The sequence below is a fragment of the Cupriavidus sp. FW305-27 genome (assembly GCF_058787995.1).
Window position 1 is genome coordinate 20,835 of record NZ_JBYTAG010000012.1, and the last position, 17,845, is coordinate 38,679.

The following is a 17,845-nucleotide window of genomic DNA, read 5'->3' on the forward strand; positions in this document are numbered from 1 at the left end:
TATCACTCCACGATATATCGCTTGCCGTTGGGTGCCTGCCATACCGGCTTTCCGCCGGCCGTGCCGATCTGCTTCGCGCCGGCGGGGATGCCGGCAGGCATGTCGGAATCCATCTTAGTGGCGGACCTGGCGCCGCCGGGATTCTTCGCCGCAGCGGCGTAGTCGCGCACGCTCGGGCCGGTCGCCAGGCGCATCCGGCGCTCGACCTCGGCCTCCTGATCCTCTGGCGCGATCATCGGATCCTTTGCGACCTGCTCAGCGATCCGTGCGCGGGCCTTCGTCGTGGCCGCGTCGGCGCCACTGGAGCGCGTCCGCGGCGCGACACCGTCGATCACCTCAACCTTGCCGGCCGTACCGACTCGGTATGCAATCGGGTTGCCTGCGGCATCGGTGCCCTCGCGCACGTCGCCCTGCACGATGGCCTTGCGGCGCTCGTTCGACAGCGCGGCAGAGGCGCCAGCGGCGCCAGCCTGCGCGTTGTTCTCATTGGCGATGGAGCCCTGCACCGCTTGATACAGTTTCGCGAGCACAGGGTTCGCAGAGACCTGCGTGCCGGTGGCTTTGTTCAGCGAGACGCCCGTATTGCCGACGTTGTCGTACGGCATGTAGGTATCGCCGGGCTTCGCCAGTGTGTTCAGGCGGTTCATGCGATCGACATCGTCAACGGCGGCGAGCGCCTGGTCGCGGATGCCCTGCGTCTGCATTTCCGTGCCGGCCTTCGCCACGCGCTCGGCGTTGGTGTCACCGGTCAGCCCGAATAGCCGCACCGCGTTCTTCAGGTAGTCAGCGAACTGCGGATTCTTGGCGATCAGATCCTCGACGCCCTGGCGCTGGCCGAGGGTATAGCGCATGTTCTCGGCTTCCGCGCCCGCCTTGTTGCCGCTCATGTTGGCGGCATAGGTGCGCGCGGTGTTCAACGCGGCGCCCTGCTCTGCCTGCTCGCGGGCCATCGGGACCATGGCCGCCGTCTTGATGGCCTGGGCGACGCCCTGCGCCATCGGCTCGGCGCTGTAACTGTCCAGAGTGAATTTCATGACCGCACCCCTTGAAAGATCTTGCCCAGAGTGCCCGACCACGTGTTCGACCACGACGGCGCGGCAAATCCGGCATCCTGCGCGGCGAGCATGGCGGTCTGCTGCGACCCCGCAGTCGTGCCATATTGGGCTGCGGTGCCCGCATTTCCTGCCGCGCCAGCGGCAGCCAGGCCGCCAGCGCCGGCAGCGCCGAGAACTTGGCCTCCAAGCACCATCCCAGCATCCGGCCGGCCAGCGGCGTTGATGCCGATCTGGTCCGCTGCCGCCTGACCGCGCGAGAAGCTACCGAGCCGGTCAACGCCTGCCGCGGCGTCTGCGACGCGGACTGCCTCGTTCGTGCGCAGGCGACTCGCTGCCGTCGTCTTACCGAGCAGCCGGGCCAAGGTCTCGGCCTGCTTCATCTGGGTGACGTTCGACGCCGCCTTCGCCGCGACGTAGTCGCTCGACACGTTGCCCTGCGTGGTGCTCTGCGCGTTGTTGATCTGCTGTGCGCTTTGCACCGGCGCGTTGAATTCGTCGGTGAGCTGGTCCTCGATCTGCGTCTGCTCCTTCTGCCGCTCGTCCGGGGCGAACCTTTCGGCCGTCTTCTTGGCCTTGTCCTCAGCCTGCATCTGCAGGTCGCGCTGCCGGGCCAGCGACGCCGCGATCTCTCGCTGCTGACGCGCGGAGGCGTCCTGGCTTGCCTTGTACTGAACCGCCGCACCGGCAAGCATGGCGACGACGGCAGCAATCTCGAACCCAGTCATGTGCGCTCCTTATCGCGCGGTGCTGCCGCCGTACGTCTGCTGCGGCGACGACACGCCGTACCACTGCTGCGGTGTGTTCAATCCCGCGGTGCGGCCAGCGTTCACCTGATTCGCGAGATATGCCTGCGACAGATCCGAGAACAGATTCCCGATGGTCGCGCCGCCGCGCGCACCTTCTGCTGCCTGCGAGTTTGCATTCAGGCCAGCCAGCGCAGTTTGCTGCGCCGTGCCGGTATCGATTCCGGACTGGGCCATCGAGATCAGGCTTTGCCGGGTACGCTCGTCGGCGGTGCGAAGATCCGATGCCGCCTGGTCGCCGAGCGCGGTCGCCTGCATGATCCCTTCGTTCGTCCTGCGCTGCAGGTCGGCATTGCTATCGACGTCGGCAGAGCCGCCCAGCAAGCCATTCCGCGCAAGTGCGAAGCGGTTCGAACGCTCGGCTTCAGTGTACTGGCGATCGACTTCGCGTCGGTTCAGGTCAGTCACGGCCTGCTTCTGCGTGTCGTAGAGCTGCGTCCGATTGGTACTGACCGGCTGCGTCGTGTTCCGGCTCGTGAAGAGCTTGCCATCAGAGAGCAGATTGTTGATCGCGTTCATATCTGGGATGACGCTATCCACCATCTGGCCGCCTTCCCAGTATCCCGGCCCGTCGCTACCACCCGCCACCCAAGTCCCACCCTGGTTCACTGTCTCCCGTACAGAAGGAGCGACGAAGACATTCCCGTCCTCGTCGTAGTACGTGGCATTCGGGTCATACGACGTCGCGCGGCCCGTCCCTTGCGTAACGGCCTGACCGTTGAAGATGGAGTTGATCGCATCGACCGACCTCTTGATCCGCGCCTGGCGATCATCTTCCTGTTTCCGCGCGGCGCCCGCGCCGCCGTCACCACCCCCACTGGCCATAGCCGCTCTCCTTTAAACCTTGCAAGAAACAATCTGATACGTACGCGAAAAACCGTAGCGCTGCAGCAGGCGGGCCATACCCTCACCGCAGCGCGCCTCAATGTCCGTCACGTCCGCCAGCCGGCAAAATTCCCTGAACGCCTCGAAGAACTGCGCATGGATCTCATCGAGACGGGTACCCGCCAGTGCAACGATGTTCACAGCGTTGATTCGCACGTAGTGCAGGAACTCGAACGCCATTACCGCCAGCACCTCGCCGCCCTCCTCCGCATACCCGACAACCATCGCGCCATTCTTGGCGAGCCTTGGGATGTCGTCGTGCGTGTAATCGGCAACCGTTGGCACGCGCTCGAAGACGGGCCGGAGCCTGTCAAATTCTGCGTCGATCTCCTCAGCTGCCAGAAAGCGAACCCTCATATCGCGCCCAGGTTGTCGTAGTAGACGGTCACTGCATCCAGTCGAAACGGTTTGTCATCGAAGTTGCGGAATCGCAGCGAGAACTCCGTGCCAGCGCACTCAACCGGGATCACGCCGCCACCACGTGTATTGCCACGTACTCTAACGGGCGGCGTATATGCATCTGGATTTCTGACATCGAATGCAACCGAGAGGTCGCACTCGCCTTCCATCACAAGATCGACGCCATAGATGCGCTTCGTCTGGCCCGGGGTCTTGAAGTCCATGTACGGCAATTCGAGCAGAACCTCGAACGGGTTGCCGTCGTCAGCATGCACTTCCTCGCTAAGCTGATAGACGGTGTCACCGGACCGAACATAGAGCACGCCCTGCAGTTCGGCGAATGCATCGACCGTGAAAGGCAGGATGTATCGAGACCATGCGGCGATCTTTGCCGTGCGCGAGAGCGAATAGACAAAGAGCTGATCGCCGATGGCGCATACGTACTGGCCGGTGCCGTAGTAGTACGCCGCCCGCGGCGCCGTGGTGCTTTTCCGCGTCTCCGGCCGCACGAGCGAATCAATCGGCGATCCGATGTCGACGTCGGCCAGTTTCGACACGAGTTGCAGCGTCGTGATCGACCTGAATCCGAAGTCAGACAGGAAGTACAGGTCGCCGGCGACGGTCGTCACAGTGCGAGGGAACGACGTCCCTACGTTCTCGACGATCTCTTCGAGCTTGTTTGCGCTCGGGTCAGGATCCACAAACCAGACCTGGGCGCCATCGCGAGCCAGTGCGACAAGCTTGTTCTGATAGACGCCGAGCGCATTGGTGCTGCGATCGCCGCGCGCATTGAGGCCGGTCGGCAGAAAGCCCGCATCATTGGCCGTCGTCCAATCGCGTGGGTCTCCGGTCTTCGAGTATCGAACGGCGGAGCCGTCAGGGGATACCGCGAAGATCTTCGAAGCAATTTTCAGCACTGCCGAGGTGTGTGGGCAGTTTGCGTCCGAGATGTACTGATTAGGCGCGCCGTTCAGGTAGTGGTGCTGGACGGTGTTGAAGTTGTATTCGACCACCGCATAGATCGCGCCGTTGAAGACGTCAGCGAAGCGGCAGTCTGTGATGCCCTGCTCGTTCGTGCCGAAGGCTGGCAGCTTGTGCGCCTGGAAGCGTGCGTCGGCGTGGTTGATGGTGCCCTGACCGTAGAAGGTGTGCAGCTTGCCGAAGGCGGCAAACAGCCCTTTGGTACCTGGCTCCAACGTCGTAACGCGCACGAAGCCTGGCCGCTTCTCGGTCGCGAGCCCCTTCGTGACGAAAGCATTCTTCATCTCGCGAAGGCGGTTCGCGTCCGAGACGCTGGCGCCCTTGCGCAGGTCGATACCAAGGTCGAAACGGTCGAACGTAATCGAGCCCATGCTTACACTCGCAGCTTGTAACCGCTGGCGGTCTGCACGACCTGCGGAGTTTCGTCGCTCGTCCCGGTGCACTTCACATAGCGCCGGTTCTCGTGCTGCTTAGACAGTTCGATCGCGAGCAGGTTGGTGAAGGTCGTCGCCACAGCCTGTGCGTCAGGGTGGCGGTAATGTGCCTTGGCATTCGCCAGTGCATACGAGAACACGAGCCGATCGGGCACGCTGCTCCGGTCCTGTTCCTGCTCGAAGCGCCCGGCCGATGCCATGTACTCGACGATCAGGTCGTACTGCTGGTCGGGCACGGGCGACAATTCCATCTGGCCGTTCAGCGTGTCGTATTTGTTCGGCCACATCCGCGACGTGTCCATCGTGCGGTCGTACTCGTTGATGCCCTGCGTCAGCGGCTCGGCCATACTGTCGCCGATCTTCACCCACACCGACAGCACGAGGCCGGGATCGATGTCTTCGTCCTCGACGTCATTGTGGAAGTCGTACAGCCATTGGCCCGGCTGAAGCCGGATGATAGTCTTCTTCCTGGCCGGGGATGGATTCAGGCGCGCGTAGACGTAGTCGTGCGCCTCGAGCAGGAACGAGTCGAGCGTCGCCTGATTGTTGGCGGCCGCCGGCCCTTGCGCGATGAAGCCCAATCGTACGCGCAGATCCGTGCGGAGCTGACCAAGAGTGCGATAACGGGATTGCAGGCCGCTCATGTCGTCGTCAGTTGGATGGATAGCTGATTGCCAGTCCGGATAAGTTGCACCGATACGCTGGTTTTCCCGGCCAGGCTGGCAGACTTCGCGAGCGTGTCGATCGTGTCGATCTTGTTCGACGCCGCGCCGGCGGGGTCAAACAGCGTGCCGATGTCCGTGCCGTTCGCCAACTTGAAACCGGTCGAGCCGGCCGCAGTACCCGACGAATAGTAGGCGCGCGCATCGAAATCGCGCCTGTTATCGCTGTCCATTGAACGGATACGATCGCCACTCAGATCGAGCTTCAGTGTAAAGCCCTCGAAGCGGTACTCCGGCGCCGATGCATACTGCTTGGCAGTGAACGACGGGCTCTGCAGCGCACCGACCATCGACTGAGATGCTGCCGAGTCCTTCCGGATGGCGATCGAGTAATCGACAGCGCCGGCCGGACCGGTCGCGCCCGTAGGACCTGCGGGGCCTTGGAGACCCTGCGGTCCTTGGAGACCTTGGAGACCCTGCGTCCCGGTGGCGCCCGCAGGACCGGTCGGGCCTTGCGGGCCGATGCCGAAATTGAAGCCGGCGGACCAATTGCCCATGGCAGCCGACAGCTTGAAGTACATCTTGCCCGTATCGGTGGCGAGAAAGCAGAAGCCTCCGCCCTGCGCATCGTAGAGCGAGCGATTTGCAGCGAGGTCGCGGACGTCTGCGGCGAACGTCGCGCCGACTTCGCCCTTCTCGCCCTGGATACCCTGCACGCCTTGCGGACCCTGCGGACCCTGCGGACCCTGCGGACCCGGTGTAGCGAGGTGCGCCTGCGCTTCGGCAGTGAGTTGGTCGATTCCGACCGACTCGGCGGCAAGCGTGCCGTCGTCCGCCTGGATGAGCGCGAGGTTCTCCCGGACAGCATTGATCGAGGTCGCGACCTTGTCGAACTCGTTGTTCAGCGCGGCGTGGTCAGTGCGGTCCGGGTTGTTGTCGAGGAAATTCTTACTGCGCTCGTACGCTGGGGCTTGCGACATGCTTCCTCCGGTAGGTTCGATACAGGCACCAGACCGCAACGCCAGCTGTGAACATGACGGTACCGACTTCAGGCTCGGGCGCCTTGTAAAGCGGCGCCAGCACAAACGAGAACGCGCCTGCCGCGATCAACACGAAGGCCACGCGAGGCGCCATCGCACTAGCGCGGGTCATCGCGTTGAGCGTTGTCAGCGAGTGCCATACGATGATTGCAGCGAAGATCCAGTTAGCTGCGCTCAGCATCCTTGCCTCCGTTCTTCAGGAAACCGGCCGGATCTTTCTTGAACATCGCCGACAGACGCATGAAGCCTGGGATGATGTTCAGGGCCATGACGCCGATGAGGAACGCGCATGCGCCCTCCATCTCCGGACCGGTGGTGACGAACATGCCGAGATACTTGTTTGCGAGCGGCGTCAGGTATCCGGCCGTCACAGCGCCGGTTACGACTGCCATCGCCATCTGCAGGCGCGTCAGCTCCCGCACGTACGAGAGAGAGGCCACGCCTCCGAAGAAGCCCGCAACCAGAGTTGCGTACTTCACGCCTAGAATCCCGCCCGCAGTAGTAGTCGGCTCCATTACCCGTTTCCCTTCATTTCTACGTATTGTGGAACCGCGATGACCCTATCGCGGACATTCATCACGCCGGCAAAACTGGCCAGGTCACTGTGCCCGGCCAGCCTGCTTGCTGCGGTAGCTTCGACAGCGTCAGCTTGTACGCGGCCATTGCGCGGTAGTAAGTCTCTTCATCCGGCGTCATGAGCCCCGCGATGTAGGCATCCGCCATGCCGGAGGTAATCTCGTTCGCTTCCGCGAGCAGTTGCGCACGGCGCCCGATGGCTGCGGCCAGCACATTCGCCGCGCGCCTCTGCTCGTCGACGACCCAGGCGTCATCCGACCACATGTAGTCGTCGCCAGGCGGTGCAACGAGCGTCAGGTTGTCCGGCAGATCGCCGAGGGCTTCGATTTCCACCGCGGCGCGGTCCGCCTTCTGGTATGCCGTTGAGCCGCGCAGGTCGGTTACTTGTCGCCACTCCCCATCGATGCGGCACACCGCATGGCCGGGCTCTGCCGCTGGCGGAATGTTGTTCGTCGCAAAGCCGGGGATGATCCAATTGCCCGGGACGTTCGGATCTGGGTCTGCTTGACCAAAGCCAATCAGTTCGCCAGTCGTGGGGTGGAAGTGGTAGATGTCCATGCCTAGCCCTTAGGTCTTAATGCAGGCGAGCAGCGCGAAGTTACGCGGGCGCGTTTCCGAACCCGTGGCTACAGCGGCCTTTACGCCGCCGGTTGTGGTCGACCGGTTGATCTGCAGCGTCGAGCCGCCGATATTGATGATGCCGAGGCCTGGCGCGTCACCCCACCAGTTGTTTTGTGCAGGGTCGTTGTAGTGTTCGTGCGCGATAAGCTGCTGGGCCTGCACCGTGCCGAAGGAGCGGCCCGGGTCGATCCCACGCGAATCGTCCCACCCGCGCATGAACTCGCCGCGGAGATCGGGCAGTACGATGAATGCACCGGTCGTGCTGCGGCCGGTACCGTCGGAGTTGTTGCACCGATACCCGAAGAGTGCCGACGCGTTCAGCGCATCGCCGCAGTAGATCGCCGAGACGATATCCGGATACCCGGATACAGGCACTGCCCCGCCGTTCGCCTTCAGCCAGCCGGTCGGCGCAGTGCTGCGCGCGAAGTAGCTGATCTTCCCGACTTGCGACTGCCGCACGGACGTCGAAAACTTCGCTTCGGTCACGGTGCCATCGTTCGGCACGCCGCCGAATGCGGCAACCCACGCGGTACCGGAGTACCTGCGCAGCTCGTTCGCAACGGTGTTTGCGTACAGGTCACCAGCTTCGATCGCGTTGCCGTTGGGATCCGTTACCGGGTCAGCGGCCAAGCCGCCGTAGTACCGCCCCCTGAAGTCGGAGAGCGACGCTGCTGCGCTCGTTGCGCTGTTTCCCGCCGCCGTGGCGCTGGCAGCTGCCTCGCCCGCCTTGGTCGTGGAGATCCCCGCCTGTGCGGTGGCCGTCGTCGCGCTTCCCGCTGCGTTGGTCGCAGAGGTTGCAGCATTCGAGGCGGACGTCGCCGCAGCGGCGGCGCTACCGGCGGCGGCAGTTGCGGACCCCGCCGCGGCGGTCTGCGAGGCAGCAGCCGAAGCCGCGCTGTCCGCAGCGGCCTGCGCAGCAAGCCCGGCGGCGGCGGCGCTCGTCGTCGCGTCCGCGCGCGCCTGCGTGGCAGTAGCGGCCGCCCCTGTCGCGGTCACAGCGGCATTCGTCGCCGCAACGGCCGATGCTTCAGCCTGATCGGCGAACCCCTGCACTTCAGCGACGACGCCCTGGCTGATCTCGTTGATGAATGTCGGGTCTACGGAATCCGCAGTGACGACACCCTGTTTCAGCTTCCCGTCGTCGCGCTGGATGAGCGCGAGATTCGTGCGGATCGCGTTGATGGATGCCGCAGCCCCGTCAAGCTCGGCGTTCAGCGCAGCGTGGTCGGTCTGGTCGCCATAGTCGACCGTGAAGTCCTTCGTGCGCTGGTACTTGGGCGGCTGCGGCATTCTCGCGCGTTCCTATGTGGATTGCTGATTACTGCGGATCGGTCTCGGTAGTCGCGGCCTTGGCGGCGCCCCTCCGCTTGGGCTTGACGCTCTTCTCGATTGCCGATTCGAGACCCTTCGTCGCCTTCTTTCCGAAGACCTGTTCGACGAGCAGACCTTCCTCGTTTCCGCCGTACTTGGCAGCCAGGCGATCGAACTCGCCTTCGCCGAACTCGCTCTCGCCGACGACATCTTCATCGGTCAGGCCGGCGTCGGCAATCGACTGGTGGCGCGTGTTGTGCACGTGCTCCTCGCCGAAGATGGTTTGCAGAATGGCGACCTCGTGCTCGGGCACTTCGACCGGAGTGGACGTGTTGCTGTCGCGGCGGACTACGACGGAAAATACGGAGAGCTTGGGCATCTCTTACCTCGATCTGTTGTAGCGAATCTGGAGAAAAGCCCGACCAGCCTTCCGGCCAGCCGGGTAAAGGGTCGCCTTTTGACGACCGCGAGGATCAAGCGATGGACAGAACCGAATGAGCGTTCGAACGCTTCAACACCAGGGCGAGACGCAGATTGATCATCTGGTAAAGCGCCAGGATGTTGTACGGACGGGTCGGCGTGACGATGTCCATGTCGTCGTCGCGCAGTTCAATGTGCTTCGTGTTCAGGAAGTAGCAGCGCTTCTCCCACGGGATCACCGGCGCGTCGAGAGCGTCGAGCGTCGAGAAGTTCGGATCCCACACGATTTCGACACCCTTGAAGTACAGGCCGGTGGAAGCACCCGTACCGGTCGCGCCGTCGATCGTCTTCGGCTTCGATGCGTCGGTGTTCTGGGTCAGCGTCACGCACTTACGGTACGCGTCGATGAAGTCCGAGCCGGCCAGAATGAAGTCGGGCGTGCCACCGTTACGGATACAGGCGCGCCACTGCTTTTCCATGGCGTCGAGCAGCGCGCCGGCCGTGCCCGAAGCGATGGCCGTCGCGGCGTTGTTGCGCCAGTAGGTCGCGGTCGCGCGGTCCAAGCCGCCGACAACGCCGGTAGCCGGGGCGGTCACGATCAGGCCGTCGAGTCCGGTCACTGCGTCGGTCGAGGCCGTGCCATTGCGGTGCAGTTCGAGGTCCAGCTTCTCGAAGAAGCCGAGCTTGAACGACTCCATCTGCTCGTCGAGCAGGTTCAGCAGTTGGACCTTCTCGTTCTGCTCCAGCTTGAACGCGCCGCGCTCGCCTTCGCGAACCTTGATGCCGTTGCCGAACAGCGTGTCGTGCGGGATGTAGAAGCCATCCACGGCACGGCGCCACGGAAAGGCAGCCTGATCGGTGGTCTGGCGCTTGTTGAACGAGACCGCGGCCTCGCCGTACGCCCAGGCGAAATTGCTGTCGTACGACTTGCGGATGTTCACGACGACGTTCTGCTTCGCGCCGAGGAACAGCTTGCGCTTGCTCATCAGCTTCTTCAGCAGCGGATGCTCCACGCCGATCTGATCGACCGGGGTGTTACGCATGTACTCGTCGAGGGAGACCTTGCCGAGATAGGCGAGGTCGGGTGCGGAAATGGGCATTTGTCGCTCCGAATATGAGAAGGGGTGTTGCTCCTGCTCACACCGTTTCGGGACGCAAGGCCGAATGGTTTCGACTCGGGCCTGCCGTGCGCGACTCTCGGCTGCTGCGACTTGTGGCCCTCATCGACTGCGCTACCGGACGCGATCCCGGCGATACAGCGACAATTGAGGTGTGGTGCGACTGGTGACGGGCAGCTATCCGGCCGGGGCGCGATGTCCGGTTACGCGCTGCATTTCCCTGATTGCGCGCCCTCACCTGTCGCGGTAAGGCAATCGCACTATACCAATACGGCTAGTGCGTAAAGCATTTTTGGCTACCGGGCCTGGCGGCCCGTTGTTCAAATGCCCATGCTGTCCAGCGTCGACGCCATGCGGTCGATACTCGAGGCGTTCGGGTTGGACGCCGGCGTGCCGCCCAGCGCGGGGCGCGAGCGCAGCGGCTGGTGGTGAGCGCTCGGGCGCTGGGCCGGCGCTGTGCGGATGTTGTCGTACATGAACTGGAACTGTGAGAGCCACTGCCCCGGCTGGAACGACGTCACGAACTTCTGCACGTTCTCGGGCTTGCTGAAGTACGCCTTGATCTGCTCCATCTTCGCCGGATAGTCCACTTCCTGCGCGCGCGTGGTGAAGTACTTCACCGCGGTGTCCTGCAGGCCGGCAATCTCGGTGTCGAAGTCGCGGCGGGACTGCTCGACCTGCTGCTGCGCCTGGCGCTGTGCCTGCGCGGCCTCGGTCTGCTGGCGCTCCTGACGCTGGTACTTCGCGAGCTTCACCGCCTGCTCGCGCGTGATCTCCATGTCATCGACGGCCTTCTTCAGTTCCGGGAAGTCGACCAGCGGGTCGACGCCGGCAACGTCCACGCCGAGACGCAGGGCGATCGCATTGCGCTGTTCGTCCAGCATGGCGAGCGCGGTGCCCAGGCTCTTGTCGTCGCCGGCGGCGACTAGGCGGCCGAACTCCAGCGCGCGGGCGAAGTCCTGCGGATCCTGATATGCGTCGAGCACCATCGATCGGAACTCGGTCAGGTCCGCTTGTGTGGCGTCCAGCTCGTCGGACTTCTCGCGCAGTTCGGCCAGCTTTTCGCGGATGCGCTCCTTGCCGCGCTCCGACTTCACGCCGTCCAGCAGTTCGGCCTCCTCCTGCTCGGGCGTCTTCGGCGTCGCGGGCGCGGCCGGTGCGGCGCCGGGAACTGGGGCTGCAGTGGGCGCGCCGGGCTGGGCGGCGGGTGCAGCGGCGGCCGGCGCGGCGGCGGGCGTGGCGTTCGGGTCCGGATTGCTCAGGGTGTCGAGGAACGACTTCGTCGCGGCGAGCGGGTCGGCGGCGGCTGCCGACTCGGCGCGGGGCGTGCCATGCTCGGCAGGATCGTCCGCCGGCGTCGAGTTCTCGGGCGGATCCTGCGGCTCGGGCGCGTCGGTCGGCTCGGTGCTCGAGCTCATGCTGTTCAGGAAATCCTCGCGGTCGGACATCTATTTACGCTCCTTGGGGTTGCGCTGCCACGCCGGGCGGCAGCATTGGGGCGGCGGGCATGGCCGGCGCCTTCGGGATGAATTGGTCGACATCCAGCTTCTCGTCGAAGCGGGTGATCGTCTCGCGCAGCAGGGCCTCCAGCGGGCCGGAGTCCCCCCCGGCGGCCTTGACCTGCATGATCTGGCCGATCAGCGGTTGGATCACAGGCAGCAGCTTGATCCACACCTCTTGCTGCTCGATCTGGTTCGGCTCGCCCGTCGTGCCTGCACGGATCTTCAGCTCGATCATCTCGAAGACCTGATCACGGGAAAGCTGCGGCCAGTCGTACGACGGGACAGGAACCTCCACGGGCGGCATGCCGGGCGCGGCCGTCACGGTCTCCGTTGTCGGGGCGCCCATGATGCGCTCGACCTGGGCGGGCGTCAGTTCCATGACCAGAATCTGCGCCGCGTATTGGCTGATGTCCTGCAGGAAGTCCTCGACCTGATCGCGGAACTCACTCACACGGCCGGAGAGCGCCTGCTGCTGGATGCTGGCTTCGGTGGCAGTCTTCGCCTGCACCACGGTCGAACGCGCGGCGTCCTGCATGCCCGTGACCTGCTCCCAGTCGAAGCGCACGGCCGACGTGTCGTACACGGCCGGGTCGATCGGTGGGTGCTGCTTCGGCACGATGACCTGACTCAGCGGCTTGCCTTCGGTGTCGACGATCGTGATCTCGCCCAGCGTCGAGTCGCGGTACCGCTTCACCGTCTTCTCGTTGATGTCGCTGGCTGCGATCCATCCAGGCTCGCAAAGCTCGCGGTGCTGATTGAACTTGTCGCGCGCGCCGTTGTGCTCGGCCTGCAGCTTCTCGGTAAGGTCGACCAGCGACGGGCCTACCACCTGGCCGTCGACCAGTTGGAACGGCAGAATGAAGAACGGATACCAGCGCTCGCCGGCCTTCGGCGGGCTGTACGGCTCACGCAGCCACCAATCACAGCCCTCGGCCAGCGTGTACACGGTCTGGCTGCGCTTGTCCCAAATCTCGATGATGGCGATCTGGCAATCGTCATCGCCAGCCTTGTCCTCGCCGCCGGAGAGCAGACGGTTGCTGTCGGCGCGGGCCTGCGTCGTGCTGTCGCGGTACCGCTTGGCCTTGTCCAGCTTGTAGCCGTACTGAGCCTCGGCGAGCGACTTCTTCATGGGGATGACTTGCGCCATCCAGTCGCTGTCCGGGTAGTCCGGAAGCTCCGCAAGCGCCGGGTCGAGCAGCAGTTGCTCGGTCAGCACGCGGTCGATGACCAGCCCCTCGGCGGCCACAATCTCGACCTGCTCGTCGAGCGCCCGCATGGTCTCCTGCAGTTCCGCCCGGGTCGCCTCCTCGTCGGCGCGTTGCTGCGGATCGTTCAGGTCCATCAGCAATTTTTCGACGCGCTGGATGTTGTCCTGCGTGTCGTTGATGCGCGCGACGATCATCGGATCCTGCTTGATGTCCCGCTGATACATGACCTTGACGACGCCGAACGAGACCGTCAGCGCGGCGCGCACGGTGGACTTCGCCCGGGTCTTCAGCTTCGCTCGCTCGAGCTCGCGGTTCGTCACGGTCTGCAGCGTCTCGCAAAACAGCTTCAGCGGCTTGCCCTTGTGCAGGCCGGTGACGGACATCTCCGGGTTGCGGGCATAGATGTTCGGCAGGATCGCGGTGATCGTGCCGTGGATCAGGTTCGCGCGCAGCTTGTAGAAGTCATCGTCGTCCGGGTTTTTCGACCAGTCGAACCCGGCCACGGTCTTCCGGTTGTGCTTTACGCGCTTGTGAAAGTTCTCCCAGTGCTTGCGCGCCGCCGCAATGCGGCCGTTCCACTTCTTCGCCAGCTCGTCGAACTCCGGCTCGTCCTTGTACTGAGGCTGCTGGGCCGGCGCGGGGGCAGCCTCGACTACGCCAATCTGCATGGCGGTTTCCGGCGTCTGGTCTGGCTGCGTTTGCATAAACATTGTCAGGTGCGTGTGTGCATGCGATGGGTACCGTCAGAAGTATCGACGTCGCTGCTCTCCTCGTCGGACATTTGTTCGTCGTCCGGCGCGCGGCGGCGCGACTGCACGCCATAACGCAGAGCGTCCCAGGCGTGGTCTTCCATCTTGGTATTCACGTCCTCGGGGTCGTTCTCGTCGGGCATGAGCGCCGGGACCGTCCGAATCAGGTGCTTGCAAGTGCGGAAGACCTTCAGCTTACCGGCCTTCAACAGCGCAACGACTTCTTGCGCGCCGTTGGCGCGGGAGCGCTTGCCCTTGAAACACTCCACCCACTTCACACCCTCGTCGCGGAACATCTTGCCGATGGACTTCTGGTGCCCTTGCTCAGCGAAGATGGCCGAGTCCGCCGGGTTGTACCGGTACTCGTAGCCCATGCGCTCGTCGCGCTCCTCGATCTTCTTGACCTTCTGCGCGACGGCCTTGCCGTCCTCGCGGGTGCCGACATCGGCCTTACCGCCGTAGCCGTACAGCTCGCGCCAGACGTAATAGACGCCGTCGTGGTCAAGGGCCAGCCAGTAGATGGCATACGGCTTGGCGAAGCCCCAGTCCATGGAGCGCCACACCTTCCACGTGGCCGGGATCGGGAACGGATCGACGATGACTTCGTCGTCGTCCCATATGCCCTCGAGGAACGAGCCGACCACGGCATCCCAGTCGCCCCGCTCGAACGCCTTCACCATGGCGGCATTGCCCAGGCCGCGGAGCCGGTCCCGGTATGTGGGGTCGTCGACGGCCATCGTCGGGTTGTCGTCGAGGGTGGCCGGGATGTACTGGCGGCGCATGCCCCCCTCCTCCGGCGGCATCTGGCGGATTGCCAGCGGCTCGACGCGCTCGTCACCGCACATGATGAAGGTCGACTTCACCCAGGCGTGGCCGACGTTGCCCGGGTTGCTGCCGCACAGGATGCGCGGGAAGCCGCCGGCGAACTGCTCGGGCACCGTGATCGACGTCATCCGGACGCGGGTGCGCAGGAATCGATAAATGATCTCGGTGAAAAGCGTCAGCTCGTCGATCAACAGCACGTGGATCTCGGCGCCCTGATACTTGAAGCGGTGCTTCTCGTGCTCGCAGTGGCACAGGTAGATCTTCGCCCCGTTCCAGAAACGGATCTCGGTCTCGACGATCTTCACCAGCCCCGCGGCCTCCCACGGCGCCAGCAGCACGCGGAAGCCGCTGGAGCCCTCGATGTGGTTCTTGATCAGATCGTCGTAGGTGCGGCGGAACAGGTAGACCTGCAGGCCGGGAATCATGGCGCACCATATGATGGAAGCCGCGCGCATGAAGAAAGACTTGCCGCCGCCGGCCGCGCCACCGTACAGGATCTCGGTCGCCAGGCTCTCGAAGGCGACGCCCTGCTTCGGGTGCAGGTCGATGTCGAGCGCGGCTTCTGTCACTTCTTCCCGATACGCAGATTCAGCACGGGGATCGCGCCGCCACCCGGGCCAGACACCTCTGTCTTGTCCTTCAGCATGCCAAGGTGCCGCATGGCGTTGGTCAGCGCCGTGTTCTTGTCGCTGATCTTGTACTTCTTGGTGTAGCCGATGAAGACGCGGTCTTCCCCGCTGCCCTCCCACTCCTCGGTAATGTCGAGACCGGCCAGCGCTGCGGCGGTATCGTCGTCCAGTTCGCCAATCGGCTTCGGGCTGCCGTCGTCGCGGAGCAGCTTGCGAGGGTCGAAGAAGGCGATGCGGGACAGTTCGAGCAACACACGGTCGGCGGTGATCTCGGTGCGGGTCTGACGCGCCTTTATCGCCTCCTGCACCGCCTCGGCAATGACAGGTTTTGCAAGGTTTTCCGCACCTGCCTGGCGCGCGGTGCGTTCGCTGTAGCCCGCCCGAATCGCGGCCTGCGTGGCGTTCAGATCGATCAGGTACTCCGCGACGAATCGCTCCTGCTTCGCGGTCAGATCACCCTTCGCCATGTGCCTCCTTGTTCGCGGCCTGCCGGGCGGCCACCTGCTCGCGTTGCCAGGCGACCGCATCGTCGGGTCGCCCCAGCGCGCCCGTCACCCGGCGACGGCGGCACATTGCCCCCGTCTGGCGCCACTCGATCTCCACGGCACCGAGGCGCACCGCCTTCGCGCGCATAGACTTGCAGATGTCGAAATGCTCCTGCGCGGTCCCTTCCTTCTGAATGTGGCGGGCGGCGACGCCGATCTCCCGCGCCATGGCGAGCAGTTCGGCCTTCGTGTCGGCGATCATGTGGTACATGAGCATGCCCCGGTATGGTGCGGCCATGTCGTCGACGTAGACGGTCATGCGTACGCACTCCCTGCCTGGCCGGGCTGGTTGCTTCCCGTGCAGGCGTGCCGGTGGTCATTGGCGTGCGGGCAGCGCTTGTTTCCGCACACCGCGCAGACGACGAAGCGCATCGCGGAGATGGTGATCGGGCGGCAGGTCCGGCAATCGCAGCCGTCGACAGGCGCCGCCAGCACCTCGAAGCCGAGCCCCTGCGCGATCTGCGACTCCAGCCTGGCGCCGCGCGACTTCTCCCACCCCGGCAGCAGGTAGACCGCGTCGCACGTCACCAGCTCGCGGATGTCGGCGCGCATGCATTCCAGCCAGCCGGCGGACGGGTCCACATTGATCTCGGCGGGGTTCACCACCTCGTGGCCCTCGGCGCGGAGCCGGGCGGCCGCATCACGGAAGGCGGGGAAGTTCAGTTCGGGGAGGCCCGTCATAGGGCCAGCGATGTAGATGCGCATCACTTACGCCCCTGCTTGCGCGCCTTGCGGGCGGCCTTGTTGGCGGCGCGACGCTTTGCACGGCCGGGCGACTTGCGGTCACCGATGGCAGGCCCGCCCATCTGCGGCACCTGGGCGACCGGCTGCGCGGACGCGGCGGCGAGCGCAAACGCAGCGGCGAGCATGAGCTTTTCACCGGCGCTCGTCATCGCGCACCCTCCCGCCCCAGCGCCGACCGATCCATGGCGGCGTCGTGTAACCCGGCCCAATCGAATGCGCTTAGCAAGTCATGGACCGTCAATGAATACCGGACATTACTAAGATCGCCTGCCGGTTTCGGGATGACCTCATCAGTCCATTGGTCGGCCTGCATCGAGTCAAAATTGCTGCCGATAAACTCGATCATTTCTTGTGGCGTCGTCGGGATGAAGGCATCCGTCTGCACGGTGGCGAGCGCGGCGCGGAATCCGGCAGCGAAGTCACGATGAGAAACGAATCCCCCGTGAATGGTATCCTTCTTAACCCATTTGTCCCATGCCGCCCGCTCATCCGCCACAGGCTGAACTTTTTGGGTCAGCTCTAAAGCCTCATATGCCATCTGCTTTAGGCACAGCGCAAGGTGGTTTGGCCCAAGAGAATCTTCCAAATTCGCATCCACCATCTTTTGCAGGCAGTCTCGCAACCCATCCAGCGTGCTTTCCTGTTTGATAGGCGTTTTATCGGGATGCACATTGACGCATGAGCCGCTGTGATTTTCATGGCCACAACGGTTGCATCGCTCATCCGCCACAGGCTCTTTCGATGCGGGGGCGGGGTGGGTGTAGAGGGGCACGCGCTTTTCCGCCAGACCTTGATGCGCCCATACCGTGCCAGACTTTCCGTCCGCCAGCATTGCAAGCGTATCGGGATGAATCCAACATGACACCGTCTTTTGCCCCGCTTGTGCGGGGAGTGCGGTTCCAGCCACCACAGCCCCGCCCGCGTTGCTGCACACCGGGCGATACCAACGCTGATGCTCGGGGCGCAGCTTCTTATATCGGCTGTCCGTCAGGAACCGTATAAAGCCGACCGTAGTCGCCTCCCACGCTATCGGCTCAACTTCGCCCGCGTTGCTGGCGCTATCAGCAGCGAGATTCGCCAGCACGGCGCCTATGCATGTTGGCGCGATCCCGATCAGTTGCTTATCGTCCTTCGCAAACTCTGGAAGCGTATATGCGAAATGGTTGAACAGGCGGCGCAGCCTTGCAGCCAAGAATTCAATGTCGCCAGCGTCAAGCGTCAGACTGTCTGCGTTGCTGGCGCTGGTGGCCAACGCTTGCAGCCTGATGTCATGCGCAACGCAGTCGTGGCAGGTGCGGCCCAAAGAGATACGCGCCATTTCAGCGGCCTTCCCCGTTA

General features: G+C 64.1%; 21 protein-coding genes. All 21 read right to left on the reverse strand.

Translation table 11 applies throughout. The features are described from left to right. Nucleotides 1-2: 2 nt before the first annotated feature. The 21 genes from AC3WRI_RS07945 to AC3WRI_RS08045 all read right to left on the reverse strand — a co-directional run bounded on the left by AC3WRI_RS07945 (nucleotide 3) and on the right by AC3WRI_RS08045 (nucleotide 17,825). On the reverse strand, nucleotides 3-1,034 hold the full coding sequence (locus tag AC3WRI_RS07945; RefSeq protein WP_492293017.1) for a hypothetical protein: 1,032 nt from the start codon (nucleotides 1,032-1,034) through the stop codon (nucleotides 3-5). After that, nucleotides 1,031-1,780 (reverse strand): hypothetical protein, encoded by a 750-nt coding sequence (locus AC3WRI_RS07950; protein ID WP_492293019.1) that lies wholly within the window; start codon nucleotides 1,778-1,780, stop codon nucleotides 1,031-1,033. Before AC3WRI_RS07950 ends, AC3WRI_RS07945 begins: the two co-directional genes overlap by 4 nt. A 9-nt stretch (nucleotides 1,781-1,789) precedes the next feature. Further along, nucleotides 1,790-2,683, reverse strand: coding sequence for a hypothetical protein (locus AC3WRI_RS07955; RefSeq protein WP_492293020.1), 894 nt, complete (start codon nucleotides 2,681-2,683; stop codon nucleotides 1,790-1,792). 12 nt (nucleotides 2,684-2,695) lie between these two features. Beyond that, on the reverse strand, nucleotides 2,696-3,100 hold the full coding sequence (locus tag AC3WRI_RS07960; RefSeq protein ID WP_492293022.1) for a hypothetical protein: 405 nt from the start codon (nucleotides 3,098-3,100) through the stop codon (nucleotides 2,696-2,698). Continuing rightward, entirely contained in the window at nucleotides 3,097-4,494 is a 1,398-nt protein-coding gene (locus AC3WRI_RS07965) for a hypothetical protein (protein ID WP_492293023.1), read from the reverse strand. The genes AC3WRI_RS07960 and AC3WRI_RS07965 overlap by 4 nt, the downstream gene beginning before the upstream one ends. A gap of 2 nt (nucleotides 4,495-4,496) precedes the next feature. Continuing rightward, nucleotides 4,497-5,201, reverse strand: coding sequence for a hypothetical protein (locus AC3WRI_RS07970; protein ID WP_492293025.1), 705 nt, complete (start codon nucleotides 5,199-5,201; stop codon nucleotides 4,497-4,499). After that, entirely contained in the window at nucleotides 5,198-6,199 is a 1,002-nt protein-coding gene (locus AC3WRI_RS07975) for a collagen-like triple helix repeat-containing protein (protein WP_492293026.1), read from the reverse strand. Before AC3WRI_RS07975 ends, AC3WRI_RS07970 begins: the two co-directional genes overlap by 4 nt. Further along, entirely contained in the window at nucleotides 6,168-6,440 is a 273-nt protein-coding gene (locus AC3WRI_RS07980; protein WP_492293028.1) for a hypothetical protein, read from the reverse strand. Before AC3WRI_RS07980 ends, AC3WRI_RS07975 begins: the two co-directional genes overlap by 32 nt. Beyond that, nucleotides 6,424-6,774, reverse strand: a complete 351-nt coding sequence (locus AC3WRI_RS07985; RefSeq protein WP_492293030.1) for a hypothetical protein — start codon at nucleotides 6,772-6,774, stop codon at nucleotides 6,424-6,426. The genes AC3WRI_RS07980 and AC3WRI_RS07985 overlap by 17 nt, the downstream gene beginning before the upstream one ends. 61 nt (nucleotides 6,775-6,835) lie before the next feature. Continuing rightward, entirely contained in the window at nucleotides 6,836-7,393 is a 558-nt protein-coding gene (locus AC3WRI_RS07990) for a tail fiber assembly protein (RefSeq protein ID WP_492293032.1), read from the reverse strand. A 9-nt stretch (nucleotides 7,394-7,402) separates the two neighbouring features. Further along, complete coding sequence (locus tag AC3WRI_RS07995) at nucleotides 7,403-8,746, reverse strand: phage tail protein (RefSeq protein ID WP_492293034.1); 1,344 nt, start codon at nucleotides 8,744-8,746, stop codon at nucleotides 7,403-7,405. Nucleotides 8,747-8,774: 28 nt separating this feature from the next. Beyond that, the gene (locus AC3WRI_RS08000) at nucleotides 8,775-9,146 is read right to left on the reverse strand and encodes a hypothetical protein (RefSeq protein WP_492293036.1); all 372 of its coding nucleotides are present in this window, start codon (nucleotides 9,144-9,146) and stop codon (nucleotides 8,775-8,777) included. A gap of 94 nt (nucleotides 9,147-9,240) precedes the next feature. Further along, nucleotides 9,241-10,287 (reverse strand): phage major capsid protein, encoded by a 1,047-nt coding sequence (locus AC3WRI_RS08005; protein ID WP_492293037.1) that lies wholly within the window; start codon nucleotides 10,285-10,287, stop codon nucleotides 9,241-9,243. A 338-nt stretch (nucleotides 10,288-10,625) separates the two neighbouring features. Then, entirely contained in the window at nucleotides 10,626-11,753 is a 1,128-nt protein-coding gene (locus AC3WRI_RS08010; protein WP_492293039.1) for a hypothetical protein, read from the reverse strand. Between the two features lie 4 nt (nucleotides 11,754-11,757). Continuing rightward, the gene (locus AC3WRI_RS08015) at nucleotides 11,758-13,719 is read right to left on the reverse strand and encodes a B-box zinc finger protein (protein WP_492293041.1); all 1,962 of its coding nucleotides are present in this window, start codon (nucleotides 13,717-13,719) and stop codon (nucleotides 11,758-11,760) included. Between the two features lie 8 nt (nucleotides 13,720-13,727). After that, the gene (locus tag AC3WRI_RS08020; RefSeq protein ID WP_492293042.1) at nucleotides 13,728-15,158 is read right to left on the reverse strand and encodes a terminase large subunit domain-containing protein; all 1,431 of its coding nucleotides are present in this window, start codon (nucleotides 15,156-15,158) and stop codon (nucleotides 13,728-13,730) included. Further along, complete coding sequence (locus AC3WRI_RS08025) at nucleotides 15,155-15,685, reverse strand: terminase small subunit (RefSeq protein ID WP_492293043.1); 531 nt, start codon at nucleotides 15,683-15,685, stop codon at nucleotides 15,155-15,157. Before AC3WRI_RS08025 ends, AC3WRI_RS08020 begins: the two co-directional genes overlap by 4 nt. Further along, nucleotides 15,672-16,022, reverse strand: coding sequence for a DUF4031 domain-containing protein (locus AC3WRI_RS08030; RefSeq protein WP_492293045.1), 351 nt, complete (start codon nucleotides 16,020-16,022; stop codon nucleotides 15,672-15,674). The genes AC3WRI_RS08025 and AC3WRI_RS08030 overlap by 14 nt, the downstream gene beginning before the upstream one ends. Next, nucleotides 16,019-16,468, reverse strand: coding sequence for a DUF4406 domain-containing protein (locus AC3WRI_RS08035; protein ID WP_492293046.1), 450 nt, complete (start codon nucleotides 16,466-16,468; stop codon nucleotides 16,019-16,021). The genes AC3WRI_RS08030 and AC3WRI_RS08035 overlap by 4 nt, the downstream gene beginning before the upstream one ends. Beyond that, nucleotides 16,468-16,656, reverse strand: a complete 189-nt coding sequence (locus AC3WRI_RS08040) for a hypothetical protein (protein ID WP_492293047.1) — start codon at nucleotides 16,654-16,656, stop codon at nucleotides 16,468-16,470. Before AC3WRI_RS08040 ends, AC3WRI_RS08035 begins: the two co-directional genes overlap by 1 nt. Then, nucleotides 16,653-17,825 carry a hypothetical protein gene (locus AC3WRI_RS08045; RefSeq protein ID WP_492293048.1) on the reverse strand — a complete coding sequence of 391 codons (1,173 nt, stop codon included), beginning with the start codon at nucleotides 17,823-17,825 and terminating at the stop codon, nucleotides 16,653-16,655. Before AC3WRI_RS08045 ends, AC3WRI_RS08040 begins: the two co-directional genes overlap by 4 nt. Nucleotides 17,826-17,845 lie beyond the last annotated feature (20 nt).